The following is a 16162-nucleotide window of genomic DNA, read 5'->3' as shown; positions in this document are numbered from 1 at the left end:
AGGCTTACGCGGAGGTTGCCCGCACCTGGTCGATTTGTTCTTTCACCCCTGCCAGCGGCAACAGCAGGGTGAACGTGGAGCCTTTGCCGACATCGCTTTGTACCTTGATCTGCCCGCCATGGGCCTGGACAATCTGCTCCGAGATATACAGGCCCAGCCCCAATCCATTGCTGGCTTGCTGGGTGGCCACACGCTCGAACTGCTGAAAGATCCGTTGCTGGTTGCTGGCGCTGATGCCGATGCCGTGATCGCGAACCTGCACCGCTGCCATGCCATCGCACTCGAACACCTGCACGTGGATGGGTCGTCGCTCGCCGTAACGCAAAGCATTCGACAACAGGTTGGCCACTACTTGCTCAATCCGGAATTCGTCCCACTCTCCCGTCAAGGGTTCACACTGCAGTAGCTCAATGGTGGTCTCCAGTGCCGTGGCCTGGGCCGAGAAGTTTTCTACCAGGCCGCGTACCAACTGGCTCAGGTCGAACGCCCTGGGCCGCAGCGACAGCTTGCCGGTGCGAATGCGCGATACGTCGAGCATGTCTTCGATCAGGCGGATCAGGCTGTTGATCTGGCGCTCGTCACGCTCGACCATGGCCTGCAGTTTGTCGGCGCTGAATGCCTCGAGATTGCCACGGGCCAGGTGCATCCTGCGCAGCTGGGTTTCCAGGATCAGGCCGTTGAGCGGCGTGCGCACCTCGTGGGCAACGATCGACATGAAGTCGTCGCGCATACGTACCGCATGCTCCAGCTCGCCTCGCGCCACCTGCAACTGGCCCAGCAGCAGTTCCTGCTCCTGGCGGCTGCGCTCGAGCGCCTGCAGCTGCCGGTCGAGCACCTTGCGCTGGCGGTACAGGTCGACGAATACCGACACCTTGCTCTTCACCGCCAGGGTATCGAGCGGCTTGTGCAGGAAGTCCACTGCACCGCTCTCGTAGCCTTTGAAGGCATAATTCATTTCACGCGCGGCAGCCGAGACGAAGACGATCGGGATGTTGCGGGTCTTTTCCGTGCCGCGCATCAGCTCGGCCAGCTCGAAGCCATTCATGCCGGGCATCTGCACGTCGAGAATGGCCAGGGCGAACTCGTGTTCGAGCATCAGCGACAAGGCCGCTTCCGCCGACAGTGCCTGGTACACCTCGCGGTCTTCGCCCTGGATCAGGGCGGCGAGCGCCAGCAGGTTTTCCGGCAGGTCATCGACGATCAGCAGTTTGGCAATGGTGTGGCTTAGCATGCGCTGGGTTCCAGGGTAGCGAGCAACTGCCCGATACCGCTCAGAGAAAGGATAAGGTCGGGCGTATGCCGGGCCAGTGCGGCCTCCGGCATCAGCGCCACCTGTGCATCGCGGGGATCCTGGACCACGGTCCGGCCGCCGCTGTTCTTGATGTAGGCAAGCCCTTCGGCGCCATCTTCGTTGGCCCCGGTCAGCAGCACGCCGAGTAATCCAGGGCCGTAGGCATCGGCCGCCGAGGTGAACAGGAAGTCGATGGCCGGGCGCGAAAAATGCACCGGGTCCTCCTGGCTCAGCGACAGGCTGAAGTCAGCTTCCACCGACAGGTGATAACTCGGCCCGGCCACGTAGATCTGCCCCGGGGCAATGACTTCCTTGTCGCAAGCCTCGCGTACCGGCCGCTGCAAGCGCCGCTGCAACACCTCGGCCAACTGGCTGTGCCGGTCGTCTGGCAGGTGCAGCACGCACAGCACCGGAATGGCAAAACCGGCCGGCAACGCACCGAGCACCGTGAACAGTGCCGTGACGCCGCCCGCCGAGGCGCCTATGACCACCGCGCGCACGCCGTTCATGATTTACGGTAGATCCGTTCGGGCTTGACCAGTGGCTCGAAGCGCTCGCTGTAGGCCGAAAAATCTACTGACTCCTTGCTGCCGAGCACCAGGAAACCACGGTGGCACAAGGACTCGTGGAACAACCCGAGGGCGCGGTCCTGCAGTTCCTTGTTGAAGTAGATCAGCACGTTGCGGCATGACACCAGCTGGGTCTCGGAAAACACGCTGTCGGTGGCCAGACTGTGGTCGGCGAAGGTCACGTTGTCACGCAGGCTGCTGTCCATGATGGCGTTGCCGTAGGCTGCGGTGTAGTACTCGGCAAAGTCCCGGCGGCCCCCGGCCAGGCGGTAGTTTTCTTCATACTCGCGCATGCTCTGCATCGAGTAGATGCCTTGCTTGGCGCGGTCCAGCGAATGCGGGTTGATGTCGGTAGCGTAAATGATGGTGCGTTCGAGCAGGCCCTCTTCACGCAGCAGGATGGCCATCGAGTACACCTCTTCACCGGTGCTGCAGCCTGCGATCCACACCTTGATCGACGGCCAGGTGCGCAGCAGCGGCACCACCTCCTGGCGCAGGGCCAGGAAGTGGCCAGGGTCGCGAAACATCTCGCTGACCGGGATCGTCAGGTACTGCAGCAACTGCATGAACATGCCCGGGTCGTGCAGCACCCGTTCCTGCAGCGCCGACACCGTGAGGCAGCCGAACTGGCGCAGGGCATGGAGGATCCGGCGCTTGATCGAAGCGCCGGAGTAGTTGCGGAAATCGTAGCTGTACTTGAGGTAGATCGCCTCGATCAGCAGCCGGATCTCGATGTCGGTGTTGCGTTCGCTAGTCAAATTCGCTCCAGTTGCGGCAGCCATACACGGATCAACGAGAACAGGCGGTCCAGGTCGATCGGTTTGGCCAGATAATCATTGGCGCCAGCCTGCAGGCAACGCTGCTGGTCATCCTTCATCGCCTTGGCGGTGACGGCGATGATCGGCAGCTTGCGCCAGCGCGGCTGCTGACGGATCAGGCGAGTGGCCTCGAAACCGTCCATCTCCGGCATCATCACGTCCATCAGCACCAGGTCGATGTCATCGTGCTGTTCCAGGCGCTCGATGGCTTCACGCCCGTTGCGGCCGATCTCGACCATGGCGCCCTTGTGCTCCAGGGCGCTGGTGAGGGCGAAGATGTTGCGCACATCGTCGTCAACCAGCAACACCTTGCGCCCCTCGAAGACCTTGTCGCGGCTGCGCGCGGTCTTGAGCATGCGCTGGCGCTCGTGGGACAGCTGCGATTCTACCTTGTGCAGGAACAGCGTCACTTCATCGAGCAAGCGCTCCGGCGAGCGCGCACCCTTGATGATGATCGAGCGCGAATACTTGAGCAGGTCGGCTTCTTCTTCGCGGGTGAGGTTGCGCCCGGTGTAGACGATCACCGGCGGGAACGAACGGATGTCCTCGGCAGTCATGCGCTTGAGCAGCTCGTTGCCGAGCATGTCGGGCAGCTTGAGGTCGATGATCATGCAGTCGTAGATGTTCTCGCGCAGCAGCGCCAGGGCATCCTGGGCCATGGCCACGGCGGTGATTTCGACATCCTCGTCGCCGATCAGGCGGGCAATGCTCTCGCGCTGCAGGTCGTCGTCCTCCACCAGCAGGATATGCTTGAGCTTCTGAGTCAACTTGGCTTCCAGGCGGGCGAACACTTCCTTGAGCTCTTCGCGGCTGGTCGGCTTGACCGCATAACCCACCGCGCCCATGTGCATGGCCGCCTCGACCCGGTCTTCGACCGAAATGATGTGCACCGGGATATGCCGCGTGGCGGCCTGTTCCTTGAGGCGCTGCAACACTGTCAACCCGGAATGGTCAGGCAGGCGCATGTCCAGCAGGATCGCGTCGGGGATGTACTGTTCGGCCAGCTCGAAGCCTTCATCGGCACACTGCGCGACCAGGCAGCTGTAACCCAGTTCGTGGGCAAGGTCGAAGAGAATGCGGGCGAAGTTCGGCTCGTCCTCGACCACCAGGATGCAGCGGTTGTCGAACGGTGCGCGTTCGCGGTCATCGCTGAAGGCCGGTGCCGGGCGCTTGGCCAGGGCCGGAGCGGCAACCGGCGGCGCCGGCGGCAGGCTGTCGACGGCCGGGCGCAAGCTCAACGGTTCGACCTCCTCGCTCTGCGACTCGTAGCGTTCCGGCATGATCAGGCTGAACACACTGCCGTGGCCCAGGCTGCTGTCGACGCTGATCTGCCCGCCCAGCAGATGCGCCAGGTCACGGGAGATCGACAGGCCCAGGCCGGTGCCACCATAACGGCGGTTGCTGGTGCCGTCGACCTGATGGAAGGCGCCGAAGATCGCTTGTTGCTGGTCGGCGGCGATGCCAATGCCGCTGTCGCGAACCGAGAAGATGATGCCGCTGCCAGCCTGATAGCCGATGTTCAGGCTGACCTGGCCACGCTCGGTGAACTTGATGGCGTTGGACAACAGGTTCTTGAGGATCTGCTCCAGGCGCTGGCGGTCGGTGAACAAGGTGGCCGGCACCTGCGCTTCGACCGTCACCTCGAAGCCCAGGCCCTTGTGCTCGGCCAGCGGCAGGAACATCCCGCGCAGGCCTTCGACCAGGCGTTCGAGCTGAGTGTTTTCCGGGCGCACTTCGAGCTTGCCGGCCTCGACCTTGGCGATGTCGAGGATGTCGTTGATCAGGTTCAGCAGGTCGTTGCCTGCCGAATAGATCGACTCGGCGAACTTGACCTGCTCTGCGCTGAGGTTGCCCTCGCCGTTCTCGGCCAGCAGCTTGGCCAGGATCAGCGAGCTGTTCAGCGGCGTGCGCAGTTCATGGGACATGTTGGCGAGGAATTCGGACTTGTACTTGCTCGAGCGCTGCAGGTCTTCGGCACGGGCCTTCAGCTCTTCCTGGGCCTGGCTGAGTTCCTCGTTCTTGCGGTCCAGCGCCTGGGTGCGGTCGGACAACTGCTCATTGGTCTGTTCGAGTTCGGCCTGCTGGGTTTCCAGATGGGCCTGCGACTCCTTGAGCACGCGCGATTGCTCTTCGAGCTCTTCGTTGGCGGTCTTGAGTTCTTCTTGCTGGACTTGCAGTTCCTCGTTGAGCTGCTGGGTTTCAGCCAGCACTTCCTGCAGACGCTGGCGGTAGCGAGCGCTTTCGATGGAGATACCGAGGTTGCCAGCCACGCGCTCCATCAGTTCGTCGTCACGCTCTTGCAAGGGGCGCAGGAAGCCGAGTTCGATCACGCCGTTGATCTGGCCGTCGTGAGTGGCCGGCATCAACAGCGCGCTGCGCGGCAGACCACTGCCAAGGCCGGAGCTGAGGTGGTAGTAATTTTCCGGCAAGTTGTCCAGGCGCAACAGCCGGCCTTCGCGCACGGCTCGGGCCAGCAAGCCGTCGTGGTCACCCAGCACCTGCTCGCGGGCCTGCTCCTCGGCCCCCAGGCCGTAGCTGGCCACGCGCACCAGGCGGCCGTGCTCGTCACGCACGTAAAGTGCACCGACCACACTGCCCAGGTAGCTGGCGAAGAAACGCAGGATGTTTTCGCCCAGCATCGGCAAGGTCAGCTGGCCCAGCACCTGCTCCGACAGCTGTGTCTGGCCACTGCGCAGCCAGGCCTGGTGCTCCAGGCGCTCGGCGAAGCGCTGCTGGGCCTGCAGGTTTTCGCTGTAGCTGTCCGACAGTGCCATCAGATCGCGACGGCCGAAGTAGGCGAGCAAGGCACTAAGGCCGACAATGAGCAGCACGAAGACGGAAATCGCCGTCACAGTGACTGCGCTGACCTTCTCGTTACGGGCCGTGCGCAACTGCTGCTCGGTGTCGATCAGGTTCTCGAACTGATTGCGTATTTCGTCGGTGATGCGCTTGCCGCGGCCATTGGCCACCGACTCACGGTAATCACCACCATTGCGACGCTGATTGATCATCTCGCTGCCGAAATCGTTCCAGGCGTTCTGCAACGCGATCAACCGGTCGATGCGGTCGACCTGCTGCGGGTTGTCCTCGACCATGCCGCGCAGGCTCTGCAGGCTGCCCAGGATGCGTGGCTTGGCTACCTCGTAGGGGTCGAGGAAGCGTTCGTCACCGGTGATCAGGAAACCGCGCATGCCGGTTTCCATGTCGATCGACAGCTTGACCGTCTCGTTGGCATTGCCAATCACCCGATCGGTGTGCTCGACCCATTGCATGGCCGAAAGCAGGTAGTTGATCACCGCGACAAAGGCCACGGCGCCGAGCAGACCCACCCCCAGGGGCAAGCCGATATTGCGGCTCAACAGCTTGCGGAAGCTCTGCTGGTCCATCGAGGCTGCTTGAATCATCTGATAACGCCCGCGCGAAAAAAGTCCATTGGAAAAGTGTGGCGGCTCAAGCCTGTAGTTGTCTGCCGCTGCGCTCACCGGTTAACAAGCGAGTCTAACCCGCTTGGGCCGCCTCGGCAGGGCATTTAGCCAGTATTTGAAGGCTGCGTGTAAGAATCGTTCCATCGATATGCAACAGTCCGGTATCCTCGGGAACTTCTGTCGCTGCCTGGCGCACAGAGTAGAGACATGCCTTTTTCAACAGGAAACCAACCATGCACCTTCTGGTAGTCGAAGACGACGACATCGTACGTATGCTGATGGTCGAAGTGCTCGACGAATTAGGCTACAGCACCATTGAAGCGGAAAATGCCACGGCGGCGCTGAAGGTGATCGAGGACGCAAGCCAGCAACTGGCCCTGCTGGTGACTGACGTCGGCCTGCCGGATATGCGCGGTGAAGCATTGGCAGCCGAGGCCCGTGCCATGCGGCCGGCGCTGCCGGTGCTGTTTGCCAGTGGCTATGCCGAGAGTTTCGACGTGCCGCAGGGCATGCACATGATCGGCAAGCCGTTCACCATCGACCAGCTCCGCGACAAGGTGGTGCAGATTCTCGGTACGCCTTGATGTCGGCGGCGCTTTCTTCGCGGGACAAGCCCACACACAGGTACGCTGCAAGGCTCGAGGCGTTAGCCGCGAAGAGGCCGGTACAAGCAACCCACCTCACAGCTCCCGCCGCAACAGGTAGGTATCCATGATCCACCCCTTGCGCGCCCGTTCCCGCTCACGCGTTTCCAGTATCCGCGCCTTCACGGCCAGCAAAGGCCCGGCGATCAGCACCTCATCCTCAGTGCCCAGGTAAGCGCCCCAGTAGATCACCAGCGCCGGATCCTCCAGCGCGGCAAATGCACATTGCCCGTCGAGCATCACCACCACATTGTCCACCTGCCCCTGCTCTGCCAGGCGTCGCCCTGGCAGTACGGTCAGCGGCTCGCCTATGCGGTTGAGCGGGACCTGGTGCCGCGCCGCCAGGGCCTGCACACTGCTGATCCCCGGAATCACCTGCAAGCGCAGCGCCACGCCGCGTTGGCGAACCAGGTCAAGCATGCGCAAGGTACTGTCGTAGAGCCCCGGCTCACCCCACAGCAAAAAGGCGCCAATATCCTTGGCGCCCATCTCTTCGCTGATCAACCGGGCATACAGCGTGGCGCGCTGGCGATGCCAGTCATGCACAGCGCTTGGGTAATCGTCCGCCTCGGCATCGCGCTGCGGGTCCGCCACCTGCACCAGGCGGTAGCCGCCCTCGGGCCGATAGCGCTCGAGGATCGCCTTGCGCATGCAGACCAGCTCACCCTTGCCGGGGCCCTTGTCGAGCACGAAGAACACGCTGGCGCGACGCAGTGCCTCGACCGCCTCGACGGTAACCTGCCGCGGGTCGCCTGGGCCGATGCCGATCAACAGAAGGTCTTTCATGACCGCGCCCAGCCTGTCTACTCAGAAGATAGAGAAGTTATAGCTGACGATCACCCGCGTCTCGTCCATGTCCCGCGCCCACCGCTCGTAGTTGCTGCGGTACGTGGAGTTACGCAGGCGCACACTGACATCCTTGAAGGTGCCGCTCTGCACCTGGTACTTGAGCTCGGTGTCACGTTCCCATTCCTTGCCTTCGGCAGTGCTGCCCGGGACCTTGATGTGGTCGCCATTGATGTAGCGGGTGAAGAAACTCAGGCCGGGCATGCCGAGGGCTTTGAAGTCATAGTCGTAACGCAGTTGCCAGGAACGCTCCTGGGCAGCGGCGAAGTCGTTGACCTGGGCGTAGTTGACCAGGTACGGGTTACTGCCATCGAGGTACGGCATGGCACTTTCGCCATACATGCGCTGCCAGCCGGCGCTGACCTTGTGCCCACCCAGGCTGTAACCGAGCATGCCGCTGAAGGCGCGGTGGTCGATCTCGCCAGCGCGGGCATTGCCAATGTCATCGCTCTTGATCAGCCGCAGGTCCGCCGACAGGCTGCCGACCGCGAGCGGCTGATTGGCGACCAGCCCAAGGAAATGCTGACGGTAGATATTATCCAGCTTGGCGACCTGATACTGGGCACTGAGCCGGTCGTTGAAGCGGTAGTCCAGGCCGGCCAGGTCAAAGTGGTCGGCTTCGATATCGCAGGCATAGCGTTTGTTCTTGCAATGCACGCGAATATCCTGGCGATCGGTGGAATCACGCGCCGTGTACTTGTCCAGGCGGGCCAGGGTGAACTTAAGGTCGTGCAGTTCTTCGGAGGTGAGCATCGCACCCTGGAACATAGTCGGCAGCAGGCGACCATCGTTGTACTTCAACAACGGCACGTCCGGCATCATCGAGCCATACTTCAGCACCGTGCTGGAAACCTTGACCTTGGCCGCCAGGCCCATCTTCGCGTATTGATCGGCGGAGTGCCGTGGATCGTGGCCGGATGAAGGCAACAAACCACTGTTACTGTCGGCCGGGCTGGAATCGAGCTTGATGCCTAACATACCCAATGCATCCACGCCAAAGCCGACGGGCCCTTGGGTATAACCCGACTGCACATTGAGAATGAAGCCTTGCGCCGACTCTTCGCGTTTTGACGCGCCTTGGCTGGAACTGCTGTGGCCGTCACGAAAATCCCGGTTGAAATAGACCGTGCGTGATTCAACCTTGGCACTAGCGTCTTCAAGAAAACCGGCGGCCTGGGCATGCGCACCGGTGCACAACAGGAACACGCCGGCAACACGGCGCCCGGGGGCGAGAGGGAGGGGGGAAAACATGCGAGGGAACATCCAGAGAAAGGCGAAAAAAACAAATCGTGACGCCTCTGCGCCACGCGAATGCGTCGCGGCCGAACATGCGTCGGCCATCATCTGAAATCATCGCCCGAACGCGCTGCAACGGGGTATTGGACCATGGTCTAGAACCCCACGTAGAGTCATCGAAAAAACGCCTGCATTACCGCCCGGAAAACTTCAAAAGTTCCCGATTACTTATAAAAAGTTTGCGGTTTACCGGATTCCTGCAAGTGTCTACACTCGATGTCAGCGAACAGTTTTACCCACCCGCGTGGCTGGCGTTTAATCCTTGTCAATGTTCGTCACGCCGTGCCACGAAGACGTACAGGAGTGATTACAGTGTCCAGACTTGCAGAGTTTCGTGCTGCCGAAAAAGCGCTCCAGGAACAAATGGCGCAACTGGAGGCGCTGAAAAAGGATGCCGGCCTCAAACGCGAAATCGAATTCGAGCAGAAACTAGTCGGCCTGATGAAAAGCTATGACAAAAGTCTGCGCGATATCATCGCCATCCTCGACCCGAAGGCGGTTACCCGTGGCACGGCCAGCGCACCGAAACAGCAGCGCCGCCCGCGCGTGGTAAAAGTCTATGAAAACCCGCACACCGGCGAGCTGATCGAGACCAAAGGTGGCAACCACCGCGGCCTCAAGGCGTGGAAAGAACAGTATGGGGCCGCTACCGTGGAAAGCTGGGTTCGCTGATGAAACGTCAACACCCACTTCACACTTTTTTCACAACGGCTGCAGCAGTATCGAGACAGCTAAAGGACTAGCGACCCCATCACGCGCCCGCACATGCGGGCCTCTAATCCCGGCGCCCTGCTCCCCTCGAGCAGGGCGCTTTTATTTGCGCAAACGCTTCACTGCCGTATCATGGCCTCCTGTCTGTTTCGCTGGCACCTGATTGCCAGCCCCGCCTCTGGAGTCCCCATGAGCCTGCACGATTTGCAAACCCTGCCTGGCGTCACCGCGCAGCCAGACGCCGCCACCGCCCAGTTCGTCTTCAACCACACCATGCTGCGGGTCAAGGACATCGAGAAATCGCTCGACTTCTACACCCGCGTGCTGGGCTTCCGCCTGGTCGACAAGCGTGACTTCCCTGAAGCGGCCTTCAGCCTGTACTTCCTGGCCCTGGTCGACCCGGCGCAAATCCCTGCCGACGACACCGCGCGCCACCAGTGGATGAAGTCGATCCCGGGCGTACTGGAACTGACCCACAACCACGGCACCGAAAACGACCCGGAATTCGCCTACCACAACGGCAACACCGACCCGCGCGGCTTTGGCCACATCTGCATTTCGGTGCCGGACGTGCGTGAAGCCTGCGCCCGTTTCGAAGCCCTCGACGTACCCTTCCAGAAGCGCCTGCAAGATGGCCGCATGAATCACCTGGCCTTCGTCAAGGACCCGGACGGTTATTGGGTGGAAGTGATCCAGCCGACCGAACTGAAGGGCTGATCGCCGTCAGCTCGCGCTCGTCGGGCCGGGAACTCCCGGCCCCTTGCTGTGGTATATGAAGGTAACTGCTTCACATGCCACAGCGAGGTAAGGACGATGCAATCTCTTCACTGTGAATATCGCGACCACACCATCACCGCCAGCGTGATGCCCCACCCCGACTCTCCCCTGCCCTATGCCGCCGGTTGCCTGATCACTGACCCACAGGGGCATACCAGCAAGCGCATGTCCATGCCCATGAAGTTCTTCTCGGACCTTGAGAATGCGCAGCATGTGTCGCTGGCCCATGGCCGGGCACTGGTGGACGAGCAGCTGGATAAAGGCCACAAAGCCTTCTGACGACTTGCGCGGTCCTTGTAGGAGCGGCCTCGTGTCGCGAAAGGGCCGCAAAGCGGCCCGGCGATTCCAGCATTTTCGCTGATACCCAGGGGCCGCTTAGCGGCCCTTTCGCGACACGAGGCCGCTCCTACAGGAGATCGGGGACATCAGGCATCCCGTGCATAGGCTACCGCTGCGTCAACCTGCTCGCGGGTTGGTCGCACCCCGGTGTACAGCACAAATTGCTCCAACGCCTGCAACGCGATCACTTCCAGCCCGGTGATCACCGGTTTGCCCAGTGCCTCGGCGCGCTGGATCAATGGCGTGCGCGCCGGCATCGCCACCACGTCGAACACCCGCTCGGCCGCCGCAATGGCATTCTCGCTGAACGCCAGCTGATCGGCCTCCGGCCCACCAGCCATGCCGATCGGCGTCACGTTCACCAGCATCGGCGGGCACAGGTCGCCCAGCTCGGCCACCCAGCGATAGCCGCAGACATCCGCCAGCTGCCGACCGGCCTGCTCGTTGCGGGCGACGATGAGGCCTTCGCGAAACCCGGCATCGCGCAAGGCACTGGCCACGGCCTTGGCCATGCCGCCACTGCCACGCAGGGCGAACGCGGTGGCGGGGTCGACCTGATGCTCGGCCAGCAGTTGCCGCACGGCCAGGTAATCGGTGTTATAGGCCTTCAGATGGCCGGCGTCGTTGACCAGGGTATTGACCGACTCGATCGCCGCAGCCGACGGGTCGATTTCATCGACCAGCGCCATGCACGCTTCCTTGTACGGCATCGACACGCCACAACCGCGGATGCCCAGGGCGCGGATGCCGGCGACGGCTGCCGGCAGGTCGTCGGTAGTCATGGCCTTGTAGTAGAAGTCCAGCCCAAGCTGTTGGTAAAGGTGATTATGAAAACGCACGCCGAAGGTGCCAGGCCGCCCGGCCAGGGAAATGCACAGTACGGTGTCTCTGCTGGGAGTTGCCGCCATGACCCGCTCCTTTTTGATGACTGAAACGTTCGTGCAGGGTACCAGACGCCACCACTGGTCGCCCCTTACATAACCTTTACCGTTCCCCTGTGCTCGGCTGACAGAGACCGGGCTCATACTATCAGGGCCCCGAGCGTGGGGTTACCTTGTGAGGAAGTCTCATGATCCGTCATCTCCCCGGAATCGCCCTGCTGGTCGGTGCCCTGGCCATCAGCGGGCAAGCCTCTGCCCACGGCGGCGGCGGCCATGGCTGGTATGGCCCAGGCCCACTGCTCGGCGCTGCCGTGGTCGGGGCCGTGGTCGGGGCGACGGTGTACGGTGGCCACGACCGCACCGTCTATGTCGAACGCCAGCCCGCCTACTATGGGCCACCGCCCGTCTATGTACAGGCCCCGCCGCAGCCAGTGTATTACCAACCGTACTACGTACCGGCGCCCCCACCGCCAGCGTACCGCCCTTACTACGGCCCGCCACCGGTGTATTACGGCCCGCCACGCTGGTGACCGTTGATAAAACTGATGAGCACTATTGAGCATGTTGATTTCAAACCGTGCCGGCGGCTGCGTAAGGTGGGCACATGTTTCACAGGAGGTCCCCATGGCCACTATTCAGATCATGTCCGTCGTCGGCACTGCTGTCCCCGTCACACTGCGTGAGCAAGGCCTGCTGGCCTGCTGGTACCTGGTAAGCAATGGCGAGGCCGTCAGCGGCCCGCTGGCTACTCGGGCCTCGGCGCTGGCCCTGGCTGAACAGCTCAAGGCCGACTGCCTGATCGCTTGACCGGATTTTGTTGCGCGTTGCTCCCAACGTCCCTTCCGACCCGCTACCTGGCGGGTCTTTTTTTGCCCCGGCGAACCGACGAATGGCGGCAGGAAAACCGATACAGCATGAAGGTTTTTTCATTTCGTGGGGTCGGCTCAACGAGCAATCGACAGCACTTCGGCCATACTCCACAGATGATTTTCACGTTTTGAAGAGTTTTCGAAAGTGAGGAAAGCCCGTATTTACGGGCCTTCCAGCCCTCCCCGTAACGCTCCATCCCCCTCCAAAACACAGCCATTGGTACAAAAATTGGTACGAGCCGGCTGTACGTCTATCCAGCACTTTATGGTAATGCAGCAGTAGCGTAAGAAACACCGCTCAGGCCGCGTAGTTCGCGGCCTATGCATCGACCCTGTCTAAAACACATCGCCGACTTTGGGCAGGTTTAGCCCAGCAAAACCGGAGTTCACCCGCTTAGTTTTAGACGGCAAGAATCCCTCCCTTGGCGCCCCGCCAACCACGATCCGTCCTGGGTCGTCCTTCCCCCACTCGTCCGCTGAATGATAGTGAAACAGGCCAAGGTGCCAGGCCTCCTCATGCTCGGTCAGCGCCCAATACCTTGCAGCCTCTGCAAACTCCAGCATTTCGACCAGGGTTTCGGCGTTTACCTCGCGTCGACGATGAGCGGCATAGGCCATCTCATCAAGAACGGCGGAACGCCCCTCAGGGTCCGTGACTAGGGCGAATTGGTCGTTCAGCTCATCCAGCCATGCTTGCGGTATCCCGACCATCATTCCTTCCTGCACCACCAGGACTGTGCGTACAGCACGCCGTCGATGTCCTCTACCCCGTTGATGTTCATTCCGAGCTGGGCCATACCATTGACCTTGGCATCGTGCAGCCGGGGGATGATGTCTGGTCCAGGGGTTGGGTTGAACACCCAGGCCTGCGTGGATACCCGGCCCAGTGGCTCGCTGTGGTGGTCACCAATATGGATGTCGGCGCGCAGGGGCTGGATCTTCCCGAGCTGCTTCGTGGGGATGGCCACGCCATTGACGCGGCGTCGGACGAGAAGGAAGTACATAGGGCACCAATACTGTATATCGATACAGTATCGTATAACCCAGATCGCGCTGGCGGCAATAACCGGCCGGCGGCATCAGTGGAGAGGCGGGAGTTTCTGGCCACGCGCTTTGGCCACCACACGCAGTTGGTAATCGCACACCACTTGGAATAGGGACTCGGCCAGGAGGTGCAGCCGCTCGACTTCCTCAGCGGGCTTCCCTTCATCCTGCGCCTGGTGATAAGCACGCATGGCATCCAGGGCCTCTTTCAACAGGGGTTCTCCTGCCTCAATCATCCCGATAAAGGTGCGCTTCTCCATTACCCGCTCCGATCAGTTGATCAGCGCATTATAGGACCTCTCGCACAGCTGGCCCGCTATTCGGGCTTGGTCATAAGCTTTCGCCAGCTCTCCCGCTCGAGCATCAGCCCGTGCGAACAGGTCGGAGAGCACCATGGCGGCGCGGGTGGCTGCCTGGCCTCGAGCGACAGCGGCGGTATCCGGGCCGGGGCAACTGACGGTGGCGGCGAGCTTTCCAGCTTCGTCGCGCAGCCGCTGGCCAGCAGCATCGGCGCCAGCAGCACCAGCATCAGCAATGGTTCTTTCTTCGTGGGCATGGGCTCTCGCCTCCTCCTGCGCCTGGGCGCGTCGTTTTTCTTCCTGGCGGGCCGTGCGCTCACCGATCACCTCGGCCAGCCGGTCGCCGCTGTCTCGTTCTGCTGATGCCTGGGCGGCATCGGCCCTCTCCACTGTCCTGCCGTGCTGGTACACGCCCCAGTAGGATGCGAGCAGCACCAGCAGGATCATCGATCTGATTGCCCACGATTTCATGCCAAGGCCCTCCGCACGCCCTCGTCGATGATTGCCGGCGGGTATGGGTTGCTGCCGTTCTCGTGGATGATGATGCTGACGACCATCCCGCGAAGGGTGGCCGGGTCTTTGATGTTGATCGGGTCGGTGGTACGCACGCCAATGCGCTTGGCCACGGCGGCTGCATAGGCCTGGGTGTCGTTCTCGTTGCTCGGCGCCCAGCGGTTGATGGTTTCCAGTACCGTATCGATCCCCTTCCCGCCCACGCCGGGCATACCGTCCTTGCCCCGGTAGTTGATCAGCAGCTTACCCAGGGCACGAATGCCGTTCTCGGGCGTGTCGAAGATGGCGAAGCGGCCACCAGGTTCCTTGCCGATCTGGCCCTGCCAGTCGTTGCGCGGGTTGAAGTCGATATTGCCAGGGTTGCGGTTGCGCACGCCCCGGGGCTGGGATTGGGTCATGGGTATTCTCCAGGCAAAAAAATACCGCCAGGCGGCGGTTGTGGGTTCGGTGCTGATCAGGCCGGCGGCGAGGGCCAGTCGATGGTTGCTGGGTAGCCCGCTTGCTCAGGCAGGCGGTTCAGCGCCACGCGGAATCGCTTCCATTCTTTCAGCAGCGCGATCTCTGCCTCGGTCGCCTCCTCCAGATCGACAGCATCTTGCAGCGGCGCAATGGCGGCGTCGGCGATCGCCCGCAGCCTGGCGACTTCCTCCTGTGCTTGCTGCAGCGGATCTGCCGGTATCGGCTCAGGCGGCAGTGGAACCGGCGCCTCTTCCACCGACACATGCAGGGTGATGCTGTGCAACAGGTCAGCTGGCTCGCCGTCCTTGGCCACGCTCACCAGCAGCACGTCGTCGGCAAAGGTGGTGGCCACCGAGGCGCCAGCGTCCATCTGGTTGATCACATACCCCCAGCCTTCCGGCGGCGGGCACATGCCCAACGTTCCGGCGACCAGGTACTGGCCGGGGCCTGGATGTTCGACAGTGATATCCGACTTGCCGAGCGACGTGATATCGAGGATCGAGCCGTCGCCCTTGATGTTGATTGCTGCTCTTGCCATGGTCAGATCGCCTTCAGAGTGCCGTCAGCGGCGCGAGTGGTGTTGTTGGAGTGGTAGATCATCGACCAACCAGTAGCCGCAGACTGATCGACAGCCACGGTCTTGAACGCGAGCCGATAGCCGTTCACTTCTTGAGCAAAGATGGTGGTCCACCGAGCGTCGACGCCTGCTCGGATATGCATAAGGTTCCAGTAGCCATCCCCACCTGGTGGCTGGTTCGACGGAACGGCCGCACTGCGGAACTCGGTATTGAGTACGTTATGCAGGTTCGTAATCTGGGGAGCCACGCCAAGCAGGCCGCCGGCTCCAACCCCCATGACTTGGCCAGCAGAGGTGCCGACGTTCTTCGTCGATGCGTCCCCGAGTTCAAGACCCGATCTGGCTGCCGCAGCTGTTGATCCACCTGTCCCCCCTCTGCCTACAGGGACGACCGAATCTGTCGCCACGGACCCAAGGCCAAGATTTGTCCTTGCGTCCGAGGCCGTGGTGCCGCCTGTCCCTCCCTTCGCAACTGGCAAGATGTCGTAGTTTCCCGTAGTACCAAGGGCGGCTAGCTTGTTGCCGTACTGGTTGACGATGGATCGTAATGCATCTGCCGAGTCTTTGACGTAGCCCTGCATCGGAGCTAGGCCATACCCACCAGCGGATACGGTCGCACCTTGATAGGCCGGCAGGATGCTCATCACTGTCGCGCTCGCGATGTTGGCGACCTCATACCAGCGACCGTCAGGCCCCTGGAACGCGTCCCCGACCCTGGCATTTGCAGCGAAGTCGGTGTTCGTGCCGACGACTGCTGTTTGTCCGGCCGTGATCGCGACCGTGCCTGATCTGTACCATGGCATA

General features: G+C 61.9%; 19 protein-coding genes and 1 pseudogene. 6 read left to right on the top strand and 14 right to left on the bottom strand.

Annotated features, from left to right (window positions below):
• Window positions 1–4 precede the first annotated feature (4 nt).
• From ACTORR_RS26195 to ACTORR_RS26180, 4 genes are read right to left on the bottom strand one after another with little or no spacing between them, the layout of a single operon-like run.
• The gene (locus ACTORR_RS26195; protein WP_313364819.1) at window positions 5–1231 is read right to left on the bottom strand and encodes a hybrid sensor histidine kinase/response regulator; all 1227 of its coding nucleotides are present in this window, start codon (window positions 1229–1231) and stop codon (window positions 5–7) included.
• The gene (locus ACTORR_RS26190; protein WP_054883221.1) at window positions 1225–1800 is read right to left on the bottom strand and encodes a chemotaxis protein CheB; all 576 of its coding nucleotides are present in this window, start codon (window positions 1798–1800) and stop codon (window positions 1225–1227) included. The genes ACTORR_RS26195 and ACTORR_RS26190 overlap by 7 nt, the downstream gene beginning before the upstream one ends.
• Complete coding sequence (locus ACTORR_RS26185; RefSeq protein WP_082433368.1) at window positions 1797–2618, bottom strand: CheR family methyltransferase; 822 nt, start codon at window positions 2616–2618, stop codon at window positions 1797–1799. Before ACTORR_RS26185 ends, ACTORR_RS26190 begins: the two co-directional genes overlap by 4 nt.
• On the bottom strand, window positions 2615–6082 hold the full coding sequence (locus tag ACTORR_RS26180; protein WP_099814557.1) for a response regulator: 3468 nt from the start codon (window positions 6080–6082) through the stop codon (window positions 2615–2617). The genes ACTORR_RS26185 and ACTORR_RS26180 overlap by 4 nt, the downstream gene beginning before the upstream one ends.
• Window positions 6083–6336: 254 nt before the next feature.
• Between ACTORR_RS26180 and ACTORR_RS26175 the strand changes: the two genes are divergently transcribed.
• On the top strand, window positions 6337–6687 hold the full coding sequence (locus ACTORR_RS26175) for a response regulator (RefSeq protein WP_054883224.1): 351 nt from the start codon (window positions 6337–6339) through the stop codon (window positions 6685–6687).
• Window positions 6688–6783: 96 nt separating this feature from the next.
• Here the strand turns inward: ACTORR_RS26175 and cobF are convergent, their stop codons facing one another.
• Window positions 6784–7533 carry a precorrin-6A synthase (deacetylating) gene (gene cobF, locus ACTORR_RS26170; protein WP_054883225.1) on the bottom strand — a complete coding sequence of 250 codons (750 nt, stop codon included), beginning with the start codon at window positions 7531–7533 and terminating at the stop codon, window positions 6784–6786.
• Between the two features lie 21 nt (window positions 7534–7554).
• Complete coding sequence (locus tag ACTORR_RS26165; protein ID WP_313364818.1) at window positions 7555–8844, bottom strand: OprD family porin; 1290 nt, start codon at window positions 8842–8844, stop codon at window positions 7555–7557.
• 357 nt (window positions 8845–9201) lie between these two features.
• On the opposite strand from ACTORR_RS26165, the gene ACTORR_RS26160 reads away from it, so the two are divergent.
• The 3 genes from ACTORR_RS26160 to ACTORR_RS26150 all read left to right on the top strand — a co-directional run bounded on the left by ACTORR_RS26160 (window position 9202) and on the right by ACTORR_RS26150 (window position 10656).
• On the top strand, window positions 9202–9561 hold the full coding sequence (locus tag ACTORR_RS26160) for a histone-like nucleoid-structuring protein, MvaT/MvaU family (protein ID WP_054883227.1): 360 nt from the start codon (window positions 9202–9204) through the stop codon (window positions 9559–9561).
• 228 nt (window positions 9562–9789) lie between these two features.
• The gene (gloA, locus tag ACTORR_RS26155; protein ID WP_054883228.1) at window positions 9790–10317 is read left to right on the top strand and encodes a lactoylglutathione lyase; all 528 of its coding nucleotides are present in this window, start codon (window positions 9790–9792) and stop codon (window positions 10315–10317) included.
• Between the two features lie 96 nt (window positions 10318–10413).
• The gene (locus ACTORR_RS26150; protein ID WP_054883229.1) at window positions 10414–10656 is read left to right on the top strand and encodes a hypothetical protein; all 243 of its coding nucleotides are present in this window, start codon (window positions 10414–10416) and stop codon (window positions 10654–10656) included.
• Between the two features lie 146 nt (window positions 10657–10802).
• Here ACTORR_RS26150 and ACTORR_RS26145 read toward each other — a convergent pair whose 3' ends face one another.
• Window positions 10803–11624, bottom strand: coding sequence for a shikimate 5-dehydrogenase (locus tag ACTORR_RS26145; protein WP_054883230.1), 822 nt, complete (start codon window positions 11622–11624; stop codon window positions 10803–10805).
• A 161-nt stretch (window positions 11625–11785) separates the two neighbouring features.
• Between ACTORR_RS26145 and ACTORR_RS26140 the strand changes: the two genes are divergently transcribed.
• Together ACTORR_RS26140 and ACTORR_RS26135 are read left to right on the top strand one after the other, a co-directional pair.
• Window positions 11786–12127 (top strand): hypothetical protein, encoded by a 342-nt coding sequence (locus tag ACTORR_RS26140; protein WP_099814553.1) that lies wholly within the window; start codon window positions 11786–11788, stop codon window positions 12125–12127.
• A 94-nt stretch (window positions 12128–12221) separates the two neighbouring features.
• Window positions 12222–12404: a hypothetical protein gene (locus ACTORR_RS26135; protein WP_054883232.1), complete on the top strand. Its 183-nt coding sequence runs from the start codon at window positions 12222–12224 to the stop codon at window positions 12402–12404.
• A gap of 476 nt (window positions 12405–12880) precedes the next feature.
• Here ACTORR_RS26135 and ACTORR_RS26130 read toward each other — a convergent pair.
• The 7 genes and pseudogenes from ACTORR_RS26130 to ACTORR_RS26100 all read right to left on the bottom strand — a co-directional run.
• Window positions 12881–13180: pseudogene (locus ACTORR_RS26130) on the bottom strand (hypothetical protein); the annotation flags it as partial.
• Window positions 13177–13470 (bottom strand): hypothetical protein, encoded by a 294-nt coding sequence (locus ACTORR_RS26125; protein WP_441344070.1) that lies wholly within the window; start codon window positions 13468–13470, stop codon window positions 13177–13179. The gene ACTORR_RS26125 and the pseudogene ACTORR_RS26130, both read right to left, overlap by 4 nt.
• A gap of 75 nt (window positions 13471–13545) precedes the next feature.
• A complete protein-coding gene (locus tag ACTORR_RS26120; protein ID WP_054883235.1) occupies window positions 13546–13770 on the bottom strand; it encodes a hypothetical protein in 225 nt (74 codons plus the stop codon).
• A 12-nt stretch (window positions 13771–13782) separates the two neighbouring features.
• Window positions 13783–14280, bottom strand: coding sequence for a DUF2514 domain-containing protein (locus ACTORR_RS26115; protein WP_441344069.1), 498 nt, complete (start codon window positions 14278–14280; stop codon window positions 13783–13785).
• A complete protein-coding gene (locus ACTORR_RS26110; RefSeq protein ID WP_441344068.1) occupies window positions 14277–14720 on the bottom strand; it encodes a structural protein P5 in 444 nt (147 codons plus the stop codon). The genes ACTORR_RS26115 and ACTORR_RS26110 overlap by 4 nt, the downstream gene beginning before the upstream one ends.
• Window positions 14721–14776: 56 nt before the next feature.
• Window positions 14777–15319, bottom strand: a complete 543-nt coding sequence (locus ACTORR_RS26105; RefSeq protein ID WP_371033958.1) for a tail fiber assembly protein — start codon at window positions 15317–15319, stop codon at window positions 14777–14779.
• Window positions 15320–15321: 2 nt separating this feature from the next.
• Window positions 15322–16161: a hypothetical protein gene (locus ACTORR_RS26100; RefSeq protein WP_441344067.1), complete on the bottom strand. Its 840-nt coding sequence runs from the start codon at window positions 16159–16161 to the stop codon at window positions 15322–15324.
• Window position 16162 lies beyond the last annotated feature (1 nt).

This window comes from Pseudomonas sp. SAR267 (assembly GCF_052077595.1).
Classification (GTDB): domain Bacteria; phylum Pseudomonadota; class Gammaproteobacteria; order Pseudomonadales; family Pseudomonadaceae; genus Aquipseudomonas; species Aquipseudomonas vlassakiae.
This window is presented reverse-complemented; position numbering and strand designations above follow the sequence as displayed.